This window comes from Microbacterium sp. CPCC 204701 (assembly GCF_004010105.1).
GTDB lineage: Bacteria > Actinomycetota > Actinomycetes > Actinomycetales > Microbacteriaceae > Microbacterium.
This window is the reverse complement of sequence record NZ_RRYE01000039.1, coordinates 1-15,545: the sequence shown is the minus strand read 5'-3', so window position 1 is coordinate 15,545 and position 15,545 is coordinate 1. Positions and strand designations below refer to the sequence as shown.

Genomic DNA, 15,545 nt, shown 5'->3' with positions numbered 1-15,545 from the left:
CGGCAGCCGCCGCAGCCAGCGGCGCCGGGTCGCCGCGCCGATCGGGGTCGGCATCGGCGACGCGGTCGGGGCTGCGGCACCCGCCTCGCCGAGCAGCACGATCCGATCATGCTCGGCGCCGTCATCGGCCGCCTGTCGTGGAGCGAGGGTGTGATCGAGGAGCACGCGTGCCGCGCCGAGAGCGACGACGGCCTTCGGATCGGCATCGACGGCGATCGGGGCGTCGAATCGCTCCGACAGAAGCTGCGCGATGCGCGGGATGCGTGATGAACCTCCCGTCAGGAGGATGGCCTCCAGGCGGCGCCCGATGGCGGCGCTGTCGAGGGTCGACTGCAGGACGTCGAGGGTGCGCTCGATGTCGTGCTCGATCAGCTCCTCGAACCCCGCCCGCGTCATGCGCACCGTCGTCCCGGCGCCGGAGAGCAGGAGCGGGATCGCCGCCTCCGAGTCGAACGACAGCGCCTCCTTCGCCTCGACGCACTCGCGACGCAGCGCGGCGAGGGCGACCCGAGCGTCGGGGTCGCCGGCGAGTTCCGCGGCCGACAGTCCGGCCGCCGCGATCGTGCGACGCAGGATCAGGTCGTCGAAGTCCGCTCCGCCGAAGTCCCCGATGCCCGCAGCCGCGCCGATGGCAGTCAGCTCGCCGTCGTGGGTCTTTCCGACGAGAGCGACATCGAAGGTGCCTCCGCCCAAGTCGTACACGGCGAGCACCTGCCCATCGGCGAGGGGCGACGTCGACTCGTAGTGCCACGCCGCGGCCACAGGTTCGCTGATGAGCTCGACCTGACACGACAGCGCCCGCGAGAGCGCCTCGAACGCGAGGCGACGACGGTAGTCGCCCCACGCGACGGGGACCGTCGCGATGATCGACTCGGGGTGGCGGCCCTCGCGCTCGGCCACCGCGTCGACGACCCACGCGACCATGCCGGCGAAGAGCTCCTCCGGCGGGTGGGCACGGCCGCCGACGACGACGGGGATGTCGTCTCCCAGCCGGCGTTTGAACTCGCGAACCAGCCTCTCGGGCTGCGCGAGTCCGCGTCGTTCGGCGGCTTCCCCGAAAAGCAGCTCGTCCGGACCGATGAAGACGGCGCTCGGTGCGCTGTCTGCATGGCGTCCGAGCGCGAACCGCGCAACCTCGACGTTCCCAGCAGCTGTGACTCGCGCGGTCGATGCGGCGGTACGACTGGTCCCCACGTCGACGGCGAGCACATAAGTGCTCAATACCATGTCCGAATCCCCCAACGATCAGGACGGGTCCCTCTTCGGCTTGTCTACCACTGATGTGGAGTCAATGCGAGGGGGTACGTCTCGATCGACACCACAATCCGCAGAGCATGTCGCGGGGCGTTCTGATACGCCGAGCCGAAGGTCGCGTGAGGCGCCCTGAGGAGGCGGTCTTCCACCTCGTTTGGCACTCACGTTGCAAGAGTGCCAGCCCGTTGCCTAGACTTGCGGTTAGCACTCTCAGTGTGCGGGTGCTAACGAGTCTTAGTCTCAAGAAGGAAGAGGTAGACCGTGTCGGTTTCCATCAAGCCGCTCGAGGACCGCATCGTCATCAAGCAGGTCGAGGCCGAGCAGACCACGTCCAGCGGTCTGGTCATCCCCGACACCGCCAAGGAGAAGCCCCAGGAGGGCGAAGTCGTGGCGGTGGGCCCTGGCCGTATCGACGACAACGGCAACCGCATCCCGCTCGATGTCGCCGTCGGCGACCGTGTGATCTACAGCAAGTACGGCGGGACCGAGGTCAAGTTCGGCGGCGACGAGTTCCTCGTCCTGTCGGCTCGCGACGTCCTGGCGGTCGTCGTCCGCTGAGTCGCGTTCGCACGTGCGAGAGGGCCGGATGCTGAGGCATCCGGCCCTCTCGTCGTGTCACGGCGCTGCGGCCCCAGGAGCCGGTGGCAGGCATCGTGCGAAGGCCGGGAGGCATCGACTGCCGCAGCCCGCCGTCGACCGGTCTGCGCCCTGTGCGGGCGCGCCTAGGCTGGGGGGATGAGCCGGGAGACATCGTCGCAGGAAGGGTTCGACGACCTTGCGACATCGGCCGCATCCACCGCGGGGATCGCGCTGCCGCCGGCCGGCATCGAGTCCTCTCGCGAGCGCTCGCTGGGTGGGATCTACGCCTTCTCGGCATACCTGCTGTGGGGATTCCTCCCGCTGTACTTCCTGCTGCTCGCGCCGACGAAGCCGTTCGAGATCGTCGCGTGGCGCATCCTGCTGTCGCTGCTCTTCTGCGCCCTGCTGCTGACGGTCACGCGCACGTGGGGCCGGCTGGCCGCGATCGTGCGGCAGCCGCGCCTGCTGTGGCTGACGGCGCTCGCCGGTGTGCTGATCTACATCAACTGGCAGGTCTTCATCCTCGGCGCGCTGAGCGGGCACGTGATCGAGACGAGCCTCGGGTACTTCATCAACCCGATCGTCACCGTGATGCTGGGCGTGCTGGTGCTGCACGAGCGGCTGCGACCGACGCAGTGGGTGGCTATCGGCATCGCCGTCGCCGCCGTCGTGGTGATCATCGTGGGCTACGGCGCGTTTCCGTGGATCGCGCTCACCCTGGCGGCTTCGTTCGGCGTCTACGGCCTCGTGAAGAAGAAGGTCGGCCCGTCGGTCGACGCGGTGAGCGGGCTGACGCTCGAGACCCTGTGGCTCACGCCGGTCGCGGCGGCCGTGCTCATCGTCGTCGGCGTGACCGAGGGCCTCACGATGGGCACGAGCGGCTGGGAGCACGCGCTGCTGCTCAGCCTTGCCGGCGTCATCACCGCCGTGCCGCTCCTGCTGTTCGCCTCCGGTGCCCGCCGCGCGCCGCTCACCGTCATCGGCATCCTGCAGTTCGTCGCGCCGATCCTGCAGTTCCTCATCGGCTGGCTCGTGCTCCGCGAGCCGATGCCGCTCGAGCGGTGGATCGGCTTCGGCCTCGTGTGGGTCGCGCTCACCGTCCTCACCGCGGACTCGTTGCTCCACACCCGCCGGGCGCGCATGGCTGCGGCATCCGTCGCCTCTTCCTGACTTCGCCTCCGAGGTCAGCGCACGAGGCGCGCGATGGCCTGCGAGGCCTCGGTGATCTTGGCGTCGGCCTCCGGGCCGCCCAGGCGCGCGGCGTCGACGACGCAGTGGCGCAGGTGGTCGTCGAGCAGGCCGACGGCGACCGCCTCGAGGGCGGAGGTCAGCGCGCTGATCTGCGTCAGGATGTCGATGCAGTACTTCTCGTCTTCGACCATCTTGTGGATGCCGCGGGCCTGGCCCTCGATGCGCTTGAGGCGATTGAGGTACTTGTCCTTGTCGGTGATGTAGCCGTGGTGGGTGTGGTCGTGCGTCTGGACGTCGGTCATGACTTCTTCTCCTGGAGGGAACGGAACGTACGCAGCCGCAGGCTGTTGCCGACGACGAACACGCTCGACAGTGCCATCGCCGCGCCGGCGATCATGGGATTGAGCAGGCCCAGCGCCGCGAGAGGGATCGCTGCGACGTTGTAGGCGAACGCCCAGAACAGGTTCACCTTGATCGTGCCGAGCGTTCGCCGCGACAGGCGGATCGCATCCGCGGCGCTGCGCAGGTCGCCGCGAACGAGGGTGAGGTCGGATGCCTCGATCGCGGCATCCGTCCCCGTCCCCATGGCGAGCCCCAGGTCGGCCTGCGCGAGGGCGGCGGCGTCGTTCACGCCGTCGCCGACCATCGCCACCACGCGGCCCTCGGCCTGCAGCGCCTTGACGGCGTCGACCTTCTCGTGCGGCAGGACGTCGGCGGTGACGCGGTCGATGCCGACCTCGGCGGCGATCGCCCGCGCCGCGGCGGCGTTGTCGCCGGTGAGGAGCACGGGTGTGAGTCCGAGGCCGCGAAGCTGGGCGACCGCCTCGCGGCTGGTGGGCTTGACCTGGTCGGCGACCACCAGCACACCCCGCACCTCGCCGTCCCACGCCACCACGACGGCGGTGCGACCGGATGCCTCGGCAGCCGCCTTGGCGTCGGCCAGGTGCGAGGGAAGGGTCAGTGCCCAGTCGGCGAGCAGCGCGTCGCGTCCGACGAGCACCGCGTGCCCGTCCACGACGCCCGACACGCCCTTGCCCGGCACGTTCTGGAACGACAGGGCGTCCGGCAGCTCGCCGGTCTCGGCAGCCGCGGCGCGCGCGATCGCCTGTGCGATCGGGTGCTCCGAGGCGTGCTCTACCGCGCCCGCGAGACGCAGCACCTCGCGGCGGGCGGATGCCGCGGCATCCGTTCGCGTCCCTTCCACCGGATCCGCTATTCGGAGTTCCACGGCGTCTCGGGAGTTGTCGCGCGCCCCGCTCCGGAGACCGTCACGATCTCCGAAGTCCGGGTCCGAATCAGCGGTCACGACGACGTCGACGAGCGCCATGCGCCCGGTCGTGACGGTGCCGGTCTTGTCGAGCACCACGGTGTCGACCGTGCGCGTCGACTCGAGCACCTCAGGGCCCTTGATCAGGATGCCGAGCTGCGCTCCGCGGCCGGTGCCGACCAGCAGCGCGGTCGGGGTGGCGAGCCCGAGGGCGCACGGGCACGCGATGATGAGCACCGCGACCGCCGCGGTGAACGCCATCGAGGCGGACGCGCCGCTGAGGAGCCATCCGGCGAGCGTGCCGAGCGCGATGAGCAGCACGATCGGCACGAAGACGCCCGAGATGCGGTCGGCGAGTCGCTGCACCTTGGCCTTGCCCGACTGCGCCTCCTCGACGAGCCGCGCCATCTGCGCGAGCTGCGTGTCGTCGCCGACGCGCGTGGCGCGCACGACGAGGCGCCCGCCGGCGTTCACGGTCGCGCCGATCACGGCGTCGCCGGGGGAGACCTCCACCGGAACGGACTCTCCGGTCACCATCGAGGCGTCGACGGCCGAGGTGCCCGAGACCACGACGCCGTCCGTCGCGATCTTCTCGCCGGGCCGCACGACGAAGTCCTCGCCCACGCGCAGCTCCGAGACCGGCACCCGCACCTCGACGGGGGAGCCGCCGCCGACGGGGGCACGCAGGACGGCGACATCCTTCGCACCGACCTCGAGCAGCGCGCGCAGTGCGGCGCCCGCGCGCCGCTTCGACCGGGTCTCGAAGTACCGGCCCGCGAGCACGAAGGTCGTGACCCCGGCGGCGACCTCGAGATAGATGTCGCCCGCGCCGTCGCTCGGCTGCACGGACCACTCGAAGGCGTCCATCATGCCGGGCATGCCGGCGTCGCCGAGGAACAGCGCGTACAGCGACCACACGAACGCGGCCGAGACGCCGAGCGAGATCAGCGTGTCCATCGTGGCGGCGCCGTGGCGGAGGTTGGTCCATGCGGCGCGGTGGAACGGCCACGCGCCCCACACCACCACGGGAGCGGCGAGCGCCAGCGACGCCCACTGCCAGGAGGTGAACTGCAGCGCGGGGATCATCGCGAGGAGGATGACCGGCAGCGTGAGCACGGCCGAGCCGATGAGGCGCTGCCGCAGCCCGGTGAGCTCCGGATCGGGGGCGGATCCGCTGTCGGCGGCGTCGAGCACGGGTGGTGCGGGGAGCGCCGCGGTGTACCCGGTCTTGACCACCTCGTCGATGAGCGCCTGGGGCGAGATCGCCGCAGGGGCGCTCACGACGGCCTTCTCAGTGGCGTAGTTGACGGATGCCTCGACACCGTCCATCCGGTTCAGTCGCTTCTCGATCCGCGCAGCGCACGACGCGCAGGTCATGCCGCCGATCTCGAGCTCGATCCGGGCGGCGGGGGCCGAGGCGTCCATCAGGCGCGCGCGGCCGCGTAGCCGGCCTCGTCAACGGCCGCCAGGACGGCCTCGTCGGCGAGATCCGCCGCGGTGGCGATCTTGAGGGTGCCGGCGGCGGCGCTCACCTGGATGTCTTCGACGCCCGTGAGCTTCGACACCTCGCGACGCACGGATGCCTCGCAGTGCCCGCACGTCATCCCGGTCACCGTGTACTGCAGCTCTGCCATGGTTGTCTCGCCTTTCGAGTCGTGGTTCACGATACCCCCTCGGGGTACGCCTGTGTTCCAGGGTATACCCGCTTGGGGTATCGGGGCCGCGCCGCGTCGGGAAAGGCGGGAAGAGAACGGGCGCAACCGTTACACATCGTTAACGAATGGCAACATTGGGATGCCCTCCGCGCGGTTAGGTTTAGGGCATTGGGGGCCGGCCACCCGAGCCGTTCCCGCGTACACACACAGCAAGGAGCAACATGAGCGTCTTCACCCGCTCGCGCAAGACCACCGTCTTCGGTGGTCTGGCGCTCGTCGGCGCCAGCGCCCTCGTCCTCGCCGGCTGTGCCGGCGGCGACACCGGCGGCACCGAGGAACCGACCGACAACGCAGGTCCGACCGAGGAGCTGACCCTGAGCCTCGGAACGGCGCTTCCGCAGACCGGCAACCTGGCGTTCCTCGGCCCGCCCGAGGAAGCAGGCGTGGCATACGCCGTCGCGCAGATCAACGAGGTCAGCGCCGACACCGGTCTCACCGTCGAGGTCGAGTACGGCGACTCGGGCGACACCGACAACAAGGCCTACGAGACCGAGATCCCGCGCCTGCTGGGCGAGGGCGTGTCGGCCATCATCGGCGCCGCCTCGTCGGGCGTCTCGCTGCAGTTCATCGACCAGGTCACCGGAGCCGGCGTCATCCAGTTCTCGCCGGCCAACACGTCCGACGCGTTCACCACGTACGACGACAACGGGCTGTACTTCCGCACTGCGCCGTCCGACGTCCTCCAGGGCGAAGTCCTGGGCAACCTGATCGCCGAGGACGGACACCAGACGCTCGGCATGATCGTGCTGAACGACTCGTACGGCACCGGTCTCGCCAAGTACGTCACCGAGGCGTTCGAGGCGGCCGGCGGCGAGGTCGTCGCGGCTCCCACCTACAACACGGGTGACACGAGCTTCGACGCGCAGATCTCGGAGGTGCTCGCTGCCGACCCCGACGCGATCGCCTTGATCACGTTCGAAGAGGTCAAGACGATCCTTCCGAGCCTGTTCGGACAGTTCGCCGCCGAAGACCTGTACTTCGTCGACGGCAACCTGGCGAACTTCGGCGAAGAGTTCCCTGCGGGCTCGCTGACGGGCGCGAAGGGAACGTTCCCGGGCCTGTCGCTCGACGCCATCACCGACTTCACCGACGAGCTGCAGGCGTTCGTCGAGTCGGAGGGCGACGAGCCGCTGACCGAGTTCACCTATGCGGCCGAGTCCTTCGACGCCACCATCCTGCTCGCGCTCGCGGCCCTGGCCGCCGGCTCGACCGACTCGGCCGCCATGGCCGAGAAGCTGATCGAGGTCTCGGGTGGCTCGGGCGAAGGTGAGACGTGCACCACGTACGCCGAGTGCGCCGAGATCATCGTGGGCGGCGGCACCGCCGACTACGACGGCGTCTCGGGCCCGATCACGTTCGACGAGGTCGGCGACCCGACCGAGGCGTCGATCGGCATCTACCAGTTCGAGGACGACAACACCTACGTTCCTTACGAGGGCTGATCGTCGTCTGACGCGAAACGGCCCCGGGTCCTCGGACCCGGGGCCGTTCCGCGTTCCCGCCGGCGGTGGCCGCCGCGAGGGAGCCCGGAGACATGAGAAAGCGGGGGACGGATGCCGCGGCATCCGTCCCCCGCTTCGTCGGGGTGGGCGGGCTACGTGCCCAGCGTCCCGAGGTACAGTTCGGTGACCTTGGGGTCGCCCAGCAGTTCGCGGCCCGACCCGGTGTAGGCGTCGCGGCCCTGATCGAGCACGTAGCCGCGGTCGCAGATCTGCAGGCAGCGGCGCGCGTTCTGCTCGACCATGATGCAGGTCACGCCCGCCTTGTTGATCTCGGAGACGCGGATGAACGCCTCGTCCTGCCGGACGGGGGACAGGCCCGCGGACGGCTCGTCGAGCAGCAGCACCTTGGGGTCCATCATGAGCGCACGGCTCATCGCGACCATCTGGCGCTCGCCGCCCGACAGCGACCCGGCGCGCTGCTTGAGACGCTTGCCCAGCTCCGCGAAGATGCCCGTGACGAATTCGAGGCGCTCCTTGTAGATGCCCGGGCGCTGATAGAGCCCCATCTGCAGGTTCTCTTCGATCGTGAGGCTCGGGAAGACGTTGTTGTTCTGCGGGATCATCCCGACGCCCCGCGCGACGAGCTTGTTCGCGCGGAGGCCCGTGATGTCTTCGCCCTCGAGCGAGATCGTGCCGCTGCGGATGTTCACCTGTCCGAAGATCGCTTTCAGCAGCGTCGACTTGCCGGCGCCGTTCGGACCGATGATGCCGATGAGCTCGCCCTGGTGCGCGACGAGGCTGCAGCCGTTGAGGATGTTCACCCCGGGCAGGTAGCCTGCGTGCACCTCGTCGATGGCGACGACGGGGGTCCCGGTCGCGGTGGGAGCGGTCACTTGCCCTCCTCCTGTTCTTCTTCGGCAACGCCTTCGTCGACGAGACTGCCGGCGTCGGCCGCGGCAGAGGCTGCGGCATCCGTCGTCGGGTCGGCTTCGACGATGTCGATGCGACCCGTCACGACGCCGAGGTCGAGCTCCTGGTGGGCGCCGAGGTAGGCGTCGACCACGGCCGGGTTCTTCATCACCGACTCGGGGTCGCCTTCCGCGACGATCTTGCCCTCGGCCATGACCACGACCCAGTCGGCGATGTGACGCACCATGTGCATGTCGTGCTCGACGAACAGCACGGTCATACCCTCGTCCTTCAGGTCGAGGATCTTGTCGAGCAGCGACTGCGTGAGCGCCGGGTTCACGCCGGCCATCGGCTCGTCGAGCATGACGAGCGTCGGCTCGGTCATGAGCGAACGCGCCATCTCGAGGAGCTTGCGCTGGCCACCCGAGAGGCTCGCGGCGAAGTCGTCCGCCTTGGCGTCGAGCTTGAACTTCTTCAGCAGCCCCATGGCGCGCTCTTCGATCTCGGCATCCTGCGACCGCCACAGCGCGGGGATGAGACTCGCCCAGAACTTCTCGCCGCGCTGGTTCGTCGCGCCGAGTTTCATGTTGTCCATCACCGTGAGCAGGCCCAGGGCCTTGGTGAGCTGGAACGTGCGGACCAGGCCCATTCGGGCGACCCTGAACGCGGGCACGCCCGAGAGGGATCTGCCGTCGAACGTCCACGTGCCGTGGTCGGGACGGTCGAACCCGGTGAGCAGGTTGAACAGCGTCGTCTTGCCGGCGCCGTTGGGGCCGATGAGCGCGGTGATGGCGCCCCGCGGCACCTCGAGGTGCTCGACGTCGACCGCGGTGACGCCTCCGAACGAGCGGTGGATGCCGTCGGCCACGATGATCGGGTCGACCTTCGCGACGCCGGGAACGGCGTCGCCGACGTGGAGTCCGGTCGTCTTCGGGCGTGCGACCGGAGCGGCACCCGTGCTCGGCGGGGCGCTCGTGGCGCCGTTGGATGGGGTGCTGTTACTTGACAAAGGTCAGCTCCTTCTTATTGCCCAGGAGGCCCTGAGGCATGAAGATCACGAGCAGCATGAGCGCGACGCCCACGAGGATGAACCGGAGCGTGCTCGCCTGGATCTGCGAGAGCCCGAACAGCAAGCCCGCCGAGGCGAGCGCGGGGAGCACGTTCGAGAGGAACGTCTGCAGCGCCCAGAAGATGAGCGAGCCCAGCAGCGGACCGAAGACCGTCGCGGCACCGCCGAGGAGGAGCGCCGTCCACACGAAGAACGTGAGAGACGTGACGTAGACGCCGGGGCTCACCGCGGACGGGAGCGCGTAGACGACGCCTCCGGCAGCGGCCAGGACCCCACCGAGCACGAGGGCCTGCATCTTGTACGAGAAGACGTTCTTGCCGAGTGAGCGCACGGCGTCCTCGTCTTCACGGATGCCCTTGAGCGTGCGGCCCCACGGGCTGTGGGTCAGCATCCAGACCACCAGCACGGCGATGCCGAGCGTGATCAGGCCCATGATGCGCACCCACCACCCGGTCTCGTTATAGGTCCACGGCCCGAAGCCGTAGGTGCCGTCCGGGATGGGGTTCGAGGCGCGGAAGCTGCCATGGTAGCCGCTGAGACCGTCTGCCGAGCCCGTGACCGAGTCGAACGCGGTGGTGAGGAACAGCAGGCGCACGACCTCGGCGGCAGCGATCGTGACGATCGCGAGATAGTCGCCGCGAAGGCGCAGCGTCGGGATGCCGAGGATCAGGGCGAAGATCGCCGCGGCGCCGAGGCCGATCAGGGCTCCTGCCCACCACGGGAGGCCGAAGGTGAGGATCGAGATCGCGTAGCCGTAGGCGCCGATGGCCATGAAGCCCGCGATGCCCATGTTGATCAGGCCCGCGTACCCGAAGTGCACGGCAAGGCCGAGCGCGGCCAGCGCGTACCCCATCGTCGCCGGGCTCAGGATCGAAGACGCGGTGTTGGAGAGAATCTGCAGCCAGTCCATGAGTATGCCCCTAACCAATCCGCTCGCGTCGGCCCAAGATGCCCTGTGGTCGGAAGAGCAGGATCACGATGAGGATGAACAGCGCGCTGGCGTACTTGAGGTCGGCCGGGATCCACAGGCTCGAAACCTCTACGAGGACACCCACGATCAATGCGCCGACGAGCGCGCCGTACGCGGTGCCGAGACCGCCGAGGACCACCGCGGCGAACATGAGCAGCAGGATCTGCGCGCCCATGTCCCACTTGATGCCCGGGCGGTAGTACGCGTACAGGATGCCGGCGAGGCCCGCGAGCGTGCCCGCGACGATCCACACCACGCGCACGACGGCGTCGACGTCGATGCCGGACGCGGCGGCGAGGGACGGGTTGTCGGAGATCGCCCGGGTCGCCTTGCCGATCCGGGAACGCGTCAGCCACAGCGCGAACGCGACGATCACGACGATCGAGATCACCAGCGACACCATGTCGACCACGCTCAGCTGCACCGAGCCGAACAGCGGGATCTTGTTCTCCGCCGAACCCGGGAGCTGGAGCGTGCCGCCGCCGATGAACAGCTGGAAGATGTACCGCAGCGCGAGCGAGAGGCCGATGCTGACGATCATCAGCTGCACGATGCCCACTCGTCGTCGTCGCAGCGGTCTCCACAGGATCATGTCGAGCACGAGGCCGAACACGGCGCTGAGGACGACCGCGACCGGGTACCCGAGCCACCACGGCAGCATGAGGCTGGCGGGCGCCACGAGCAGGTACGCCGCGATCGCGCCGAAGGTGACCATCTCGCCGTGCGCGAAGTTCGAGATGCCCGTCGTGCCGTACACGAGCGTCAGGCCGATCGCCGCGAGGGCGAGCATGAGGCCGAAGCTGATGCCCTGCACGACGCGCTGGATGAGCTGGTCGAAGAAGCTCGTGACGTTGCGCTCGCCTTCGCCGATGAAGAAGTTGACGCTGACGCGCCCGCCCTGCCCCACTTCGACGTCCTTGACGTTGGGGGAGTCGTCTTCGGGGTCGACGACGGCGATGCCTTCGGGGAGCGTGTCCTCATCGAGAGTCACCACGTAGGTCTCGCCGCGCTCGGGGACGCCGACGCGCCACTGACCGTTCTCGTCGGTCTCGACCTCCTGCTCACCGCCCGGTCCGTCGATGATGAGGACGACGCCTTCGAGCGGCTCGCCGTCGAGCTGCACGTTGCCGCTGATGCGGTACGGATCGTCTTCGTCGGCAGACGCCGGTGTCGCGCCGGCGAACAGCCCGAACGCGACGAGCAGCAGCCCGAACAGTGCGACGAAGGCGCGCGCTCCGGCGATACGTCTCGTGGTCACAGTCGTAGGACCCACAGAACCTCCAGTTCGGCACCACGCGTACACCGAAGCTCGGGTCGCATCGGCCGTGATGAACGACGGTACGACTGTAATGTGTCGGCGGTGTTTCGCCTACGCCACCCTGTGGATACGTGACCCGATCGCAACTGCAGGACCCTCTCGCGCGCCTATGCGCCCGACACTCGCGCGGGGTCCGGCACGCGGGCGTCCGCGCATGCGGAGCGCGGGAACAAACGGCGTTCACCGGCGCTTAGAATCGAGTACGGAGCGTCACGAGCGCACCGGCCGCCGCAGTCCATCCCCGAGACACGCGCCGCGAGCGCAGGAGACCTCATGGAGCACCACGACCCCTTCGGCTTCGTCGGACTGACCTACGACGATGTGCTGCTCCTGCCTGGGCACACCGACGTCATCCCCAGCGAAGCCGACACCTCGTCCCGTGTGACGCGGCGGATCACGGTGGCCACGCCCCTGATCTCCAGCGCGATGGACACGGTCACCGAGTCGCGCATGGCGATCGCGATCGCCCGCGAGGGGGGTCTGGGCATCATCCACCGCAACCTCTCCATCCAGGAGCAGGCGTCGATGGTCGACCGCGTCAAGCGCAGCGAGTCGGGCATGATCACCGACCCGATCACGACGACACCCGACGCGACGATCGACGAGGTCGACGACCTCTGCGCCACCTATCGCATCTCGGGGCTGCCGGTCATCGACGAGGACGGGCGCCTCGTCGGCATCGTGACGAACCGCGACATGCGATTCGTCTCCGGCTTCGAGCGCCAGACCACCAAGGTGCGCGACGTCATGACGAGCGAGGGCCTTGTCACCGGCCGGGTCGGCATCAGCGCAGGCGAGGTCATATCGCTGTTCGCGCATCACCGCGTCGAGAAGCTGCCGCTCATCGACGACGACGGCAAGCTCGCCGGCCTCATCACGATCAAGGACTTCGACAAGAGCGAGAAGTACCCGCTCGCCACCAAGGACGAGCAGGGGCGCCTCCGCGTCGGTGCGGCCATCGGCTTCTTCGGCGATGCGTGGCAGCGCGCCGAGGCGCTCCGCGACGCGGGCGTCGACGTGCTCGTGGTCGACACCGCGAACGGCCAGTCCGCGGGCGTCATCGACGTCGTCCGTCGCCTCAAGGCCGACGCGAGCTTCGACCACATCGACATCATCGGCGGCAACGTCGCGACGCGCGAGGGCGCGCAGGCGCTCATCGACGCGGGAGTCGACGCGGTCAAGGTCGGGGTGGGGCCGGGCTCGATCTGCACGACGCGTGTCGTGGCTGGGGTCGGCGTGCCGCAGGTGACGGCCGTGTACGAGGCATCCCTCGCCGCCCGCGAAGCGGGTGTGCCGGTCATCGCCGACGGCGGCCTGCAGTACTCGGGCGACATCGCGAAGGCGCTCGTCGCGGGTGCCGACACCGTGATGCTCGGCTCGCTGCTCGCCGGCACCGACGAGTCGCCGGGCGAGATCGTCTTCCAGGGCGGCAAGCAGTTCAAGCAGTACCGCGGCATGGGTTCGCTCGGCGCGCTGCAGACACGCGGCAAGAAGACGTCGTACTCGAAGGACCGCTACTTCCAGGCCGACGTGCCCAGCGACGACAAGCTCATCCCCGAGGGCATCGAGGGTCAGGTCGCGTACCGCGGCCCGGTCTCGGCCGTGGCCTACCAGCTCGTCGGCGGGCTGCGGCAGTCGATGTTCTACGTCGGTGCACGCACGATCGACGAACTGAAGGCCAAGGGCAAGTTCGTGCGCATCACGGCGGCGGGCCTGAAGGAGTCCCACCCCCACGACGTGCAGATCGTCGTCGAAGCGCCCAATTACAAGCGCTGAGCGCGGGTTCGACGCTTCCAGACTTCGCGCTTTCGCGTCTACCTCGCAGATGGTGAGGTGACGGGCCCGACGTTCGCGCGGTCCTGCGAGGCCTGTGAGCCGCGTCGCCGCCTGCGTCAGGCGACGGATGCCGCGGCATCCGTTCGTCCATGACACGGGTGCTCGTTCCCAGACTTCGCAGAGCCGCGCGTGCTTCGGACGGCTGTGGCGGGTCTGGTGAGAGGTGGGCGCGGTCCTGCGAAGCCTGTGACGTGCGCGTGGCGCCTCCTCCACAGCGGGGCGGCGGAACGGGGTTTTCCACGAAGGCAGCCCGCGCGCACGCACCCAAGAACCCGTTGGCTGCAGGCTGGCCGCATGGCAGTGCTCCGCAGAAGTCTCGACGAGCTGCTCTCATGGCTCGTCGAACGGAGCGGCATCGCCCACCGCGATGAAGCGCTGCGGGCCGGGTTCAGGGTCTCGCTCGTCCGAACGCTGGTGCGCGAGGGCCACGCCGAATACATACGGCGTGTGTGGCTCGCGCTGCCGAGCGCTCCCGACGATCTCCGCGTCGCGGCATTCGCGGGCGGTCGGGTCACCTGCACGTCGCTCGCAAGAAGGCGCGGGTGGTGGATGCCGGAGGCCGTCGGCTCCGCCCTGCATCTGCACCTCCTTCCGGGGTCGGGCGCGACGCGACTCGCAGGCGGCTGGAAGGGCGTGACCCACTGGACAAAACCGCTCGTGCCGCCGATCCGCTCACTCGAGGGCACGATCGAGGACGCTCTTCTCCACATCGCCGTGTGCCTCGACCCTGACACCGCCCTCGTGCTATGGGAATCGGCCGCTCGCACGGAGCGCCTCGCTCCAGAGGCGCTCCGCGCGATCGCGTGGACCTCGCGCTCGGCCCGCGAGCTGGCCGAGCGTGTCACGGGGCTGTCGGACTCCGGGCTCGAGACGCTCGTGGTGATGCCCTTGCGACGTTGGGGTTTGCGAGTTCGGCAGCAGGTCAAGCTCGCGGGGCGATTCGTCGATGTGGTCGTCGGCGACCGGCTCGTCGTGCAGGTCGACGGGTACGAGTTCCACGCGTCGAGCGCGCAACGCACGAAAGACATCGCCCACGACGCAGAGCTGCGTTTGCGCGGATACACGGTTCTGAGATTCAGCTACGCGCAGATCGTGCACGACTGGCCGTACGTCGAGCGGACGATCCGCAGTGCCCTAGGTGCAGGACTGCACCGCACGACCTGACGGTCTCACAGAGTTCGCAGGTTCGGGCCATCGTCGCAGCATCCGTCCCGAATCGTGCGAGGTTCGCGCGATTCTGCAAAGTCTGCGAACCCGACGTCCCGCGTCGGTACCCTGTTCACGTGATCAGGCAGCGCAGGCATCCCGCGGCGACGCAGGGCACGGTGCGCCTGGAGGCGTTCACCGACGGCGTCTTCGCGATCGCCGCGACGCTGCTGGTGCTCGACCTCACGACCCACCAGCTGGGCGAGGTCGAGAGCGATGCCGAGCTGTGGACCGCTCTCGGCGCCATGACGGAGCTGTTCTTCAACTTCGCGCTCAGCTTCGTGCTGCTGTGCCTGCTGTGGATGGTGCACGTCCGCCAGTTCGAGTACATCGCGCGGGTCGACGCGACGCTGATGTGGCTGAACAGCGGGCGGCTGCTGTTCATCGTGCTGGTGCCGTTCGCGACCGGGCTGACGACCGAGTACTCCGAGTACCTCGCCGGACGCCTGGCCATGCCGGTGACCTTCTTCTTCGCGATCCTGCTCGGCGCGCTGGAATGGGGCTGGGCGCGTCGGCGCCGCGACGTCCTCATGCCGGATGTGGACGAGACGGATGCCGTGGTTCAGGGCCGCGGCTCGCTCAGTGCTCTCCTGCTCTCGGCGGCCACCGTGGTCGTGGCGCCGTGGATCGGCTCCGCAGGTTTCCTGCTCTTCGCCCTCGACGGGCCTGTCACGCGGATCCTCGAAGGCAAGCGTGCCGCCGACCAGCCGGCCGACCGCGCCGATCCGGACCCCCGCGACGAGAGCGCGCGCTAGCACCCCCCCGGCGGGCGGGGTGCTAGCGCGCGCT

At 69.1% G+C, this 15,545-nt stretch carries 14 protein-coding genes; 6 read left to right on the top strand and 8 right to left on the bottom strand.

Annotated elements, in window-relative coordinates; all coding sequences use genetic code 11:
- On the bottom strand, positions 1-1,227 hold a 1,227-nt coding region (locus tag EIO58_RS04960), incomplete at its 3' end, for an Hsp70 family protein (protein WP_164861529.1).
- A 288-nt stretch (positions 1,228-1,515) separates the two neighbouring features.
- Here EIO58_RS04960 and groES point away from each other — a divergent pair.
- Positions 1,516-1,812 carry a co-chaperone GroES gene (gene groES, locus EIO58_RS04955; RefSeq protein WP_045275440.1) on the top strand — a complete coding sequence of 99 codons (297 nt, stop codon included), beginning with the start codon at positions 1,516-1,518 and terminating at the stop codon, positions 1,810-1,812.
- Between the two features lie 252 nt (positions 1,813-2,064).
- Positions 2,065-3,003 carry an EamA family transporter RarD gene (gene rarD / locus EIO58_RS04950; protein WP_446723888.1) on the top strand — a complete coding sequence of 313 codons (939 nt, stop codon included), beginning with the start codon at positions 2,065-2,067 and terminating at the stop codon, positions 3,001-3,003.
- A gap of 14 nt (positions 3,004-3,017) precedes the next feature.
- Here the strand turns inward: rarD and EIO58_RS04945 are convergent, their stop codons facing one another.
- Genes EIO58_RS04945 through EIO58_RS04935 form a run of 3 tightly spaced genes read right to left on the bottom strand, consistent with a single transcriptional unit; the run spans position 3,018 to position 5,925 of the window.
- Positions 3,018-3,326, bottom strand: a complete 309-nt coding sequence (locus EIO58_RS04945) for a metal-sensitive transcriptional regulator (protein ID WP_127818564.1) — start codon at positions 3,324-3,326, stop codon at positions 3,018-3,020.
- The gene (locus EIO58_RS04940; RefSeq protein WP_127818563.1) at positions 3,323-5,716 is read right to left on the bottom strand and encodes a heavy metal translocating P-type ATPase; all 2,394 of its coding nucleotides are present in this window, start codon (positions 5,714-5,716) and stop codon (positions 3,323-3,325) included. Before EIO58_RS04940 ends, EIO58_RS04945 begins: the two co-directional genes overlap by 4 nt.
- Entirely contained in the window at positions 5,716-5,925 is a 210-nt protein-coding gene (locus EIO58_RS04935; protein WP_127818562.1) for a heavy-metal-associated domain-containing protein, read from the bottom strand. Before EIO58_RS04935 ends, EIO58_RS04940 begins: the two co-directional genes overlap by 1 nt.
- A 242-nt stretch (positions 5,926-6,167) precedes the next feature.
- On the opposite strand from EIO58_RS04935, the gene EIO58_RS04930 reads away from it, so the two are divergent.
- Positions 6,168-7,448, top strand: coding sequence for an ABC transporter substrate-binding protein (locus EIO58_RS04930; protein WP_127818561.1), 1,281 nt, complete (start codon positions 6,168-6,170; stop codon positions 7,446-7,448).
- Positions 7,449-7,600: 152 nt separating this feature from the next.
- Here EIO58_RS04930 and EIO58_RS04925 read toward each other — a convergent pair whose 3' ends face one another.
- Genes EIO58_RS04925 through EIO58_RS04910 form a run of 4 tightly spaced genes read right to left on the bottom strand, consistent with a single transcriptional unit; the run spans position 7,601 to position 11,654 of the window.
- Positions 7,601-8,341, bottom strand: coding sequence for an ABC transporter ATP-binding protein (locus tag EIO58_RS04925; RefSeq protein ID WP_127818560.1), 741 nt, complete (start codon positions 8,339-8,341; stop codon positions 7,601-7,603).
- The gene (locus EIO58_RS04920; RefSeq protein ID WP_127818559.1) at positions 8,338-9,366 is read right to left on the bottom strand and encodes an ABC transporter ATP-binding protein; all 1,029 of its coding nucleotides are present in this window, start codon (positions 9,364-9,366) and stop codon (positions 8,338-8,340) included. Before EIO58_RS04920 ends, EIO58_RS04925 begins: the two co-directional genes overlap by 4 nt.
- Positions 9,356-10,336, bottom strand: coding sequence for a branched-chain amino acid ABC transporter permease (locus EIO58_RS04915; protein WP_127818558.1), 981 nt, complete (start codon positions 10,334-10,336; stop codon positions 9,356-9,358). Before EIO58_RS04915 ends, EIO58_RS04920 begins: the two co-directional genes overlap by 11 nt.
- Before the next feature lie 10 nt (positions 10,337-10,346).
- Positions 10,347-11,654, bottom strand: a complete 1,308-nt coding sequence (locus EIO58_RS04910; RefSeq protein WP_205789136.1) for a branched-chain amino acid ABC transporter permease — start codon at positions 11,652-11,654, stop codon at positions 10,347-10,349.
- Positions 11,655-11,987: 333 nt separating this feature from the next.
- On the opposite strand from EIO58_RS04910, the gene guaB reads away from it, so the two are divergent.
- From guaB to EIO58_RS04895, 3 genes are all read left to right on the top strand, one after another.
- Positions 11,988-13,490 (top strand): IMP dehydrogenase, encoded by a 1,503-nt coding sequence (gene guaB, locus EIO58_RS04905; protein ID WP_127818557.1) that lies wholly within the window; start codon positions 11,988-11,990, stop codon positions 13,488-13,490.
- 354 nt (positions 13,491-13,844) lie between these two features.
- The gene (locus EIO58_RS04900) at positions 13,845-14,714 is read left to right on the top strand and encodes an endonuclease domain-containing protein (RefSeq protein WP_127818556.1); all 870 of its coding nucleotides are present in this window, start codon (positions 13,845-13,847) and stop codon (positions 14,712-14,714) included.
- Between the two features lie 119 nt (positions 14,715-14,833).
- Positions 14,834-15,511 carry a TMEM175 family protein gene (locus tag EIO58_RS04895; protein WP_127818555.1) on the top strand — a complete coding sequence of 226 codons (678 nt, stop codon included), beginning with the start codon at positions 14,834-14,836 and terminating at the stop codon, positions 15,509-15,511.
- The last annotated feature ends 34 nt before the right edge of the window (positions 15,512-15,545 follow it).

Excerpts from the sequence above, each read along its gene's own strand:
- EIO58_RS04945 (WP_127818564.1), bottom strand. The coding sequence starts at position 3,326 with ATGACCGACGTCCAGACGCACGACCACACCCACCACGGCTACATCACC.
- EIO58_RS04940 (WP_127818563.1), bottom strand. The coding sequence starts at position 5,716 with ATGGACGCCTCGGCCCCCGCCGCCCGGATCGAGCTCGAGATCGGCGGC.
- EIO58_RS04935 (WP_127818562.1), bottom strand. The coding sequence starts at position 5,925 with ATGGCAGAGCTGCAGTACACGGTGACCGGGATGACGTGCGGGCACTGC.
- EIO58_RS04930 (WP_127818561.1), top strand. The coding sequence starts at position 6,168 with ATGAGCGTCTTCACCCGCTCGCGCAAGACCACCGTCTTCGGTGGTCTG.
- EIO58_RS04915 (WP_127818558.1), bottom strand. The coding sequence starts at position 10,336 with ATGGACTGGCTGCAGATTCTCTCCAACACCGCGTCTTCGATCCTGAGC.
- guaB (WP_127818557.1), top strand. The coding sequence starts at position 11,988 with ATGGAGCACCACGACCCCTTCGGCTTCGTCGGACTGACCTACGACGAT.
- EIO58_RS04900 (WP_127818556.1), top strand. The coding sequence starts at position 13,845 with ATGGCAGTGCTCCGCAGAAGTCTCGACGAGCTGCTCTCATGGCTCGTC.